Source organism: Rhodoplanes sp. SY1 (assembly GCF_046000175.1).
Lineage (GTDB): Bacteria > Pseudomonadota > Alphaproteobacteria > Rhizobiales > Xanthobacteraceae > Rhodoplanes.
Genome location: NZ_JBEOMB010000212.1, coordinates 1 through 588 on the forward strand (window position 1 = coordinate 1; position 588 = coordinate 588).

Sequence of the window (588 nt, forward strand, 5' to 3'; positions counted from 1 at the left end):
GCGCTTATCGGTCACTTCTGACGATGGTCGACGTCTGGACGGAAGTCGCGCGCGTGCTCGGCTCCAATGGTGCGTCGGGCTCGTTGACGATACGGGGCTCCGGGAGCGCTCGTGTGCTGGTCGTCCGGCCACTTTGGCGCCTCGACGAGAAGTTGCACGGGTCATCGGTCCTGATGATCGACGCCACACCACCGACCGTCGAGCAAATTCAGAACATCCTTGACTGTCGCGTGCGGGTCGCGGTCGATCAGCCTGTGGCGCGGTCGCCCCACAGCTTTCTGGTTCAGGTCCTCGACGCGCCTGTCTCAGCGACGACGCTCGGCCTCACGGAAACGGCGGAAAAGGACGGGAAGCAGACCGAGGAACGGCGGCGGAACCGCCGATACATGCACAATCTCGCATGCTGGGTCGCGTCCATGTTCCCGCACGACGAAGTTGGGGTGTTCACGCAAAAGAAGCTGAAGCACGACTTGATCTCTCAGGGCCTGCCGGAGAACGTTGTCCCGGGCAACTTCGGTGGCGTGACCGGGCGCAACGATTGGGGGGATGTGCGGGCGAGCCTCGTGATCGGGCGCCCGATGCCGTCCG

Annotated in this window: 1 pseudogene; it reads left to right on the forward strand. The window is 64.3% G+C overall.

What is annotated here, in order from left to right:
- Window positions 1–23 precede the first annotated feature (23 nt).
- Window positions 24–588: pseudogene (locus ABTU92_RS28475) on the forward strand (hypothetical protein); the annotation flags it as partial.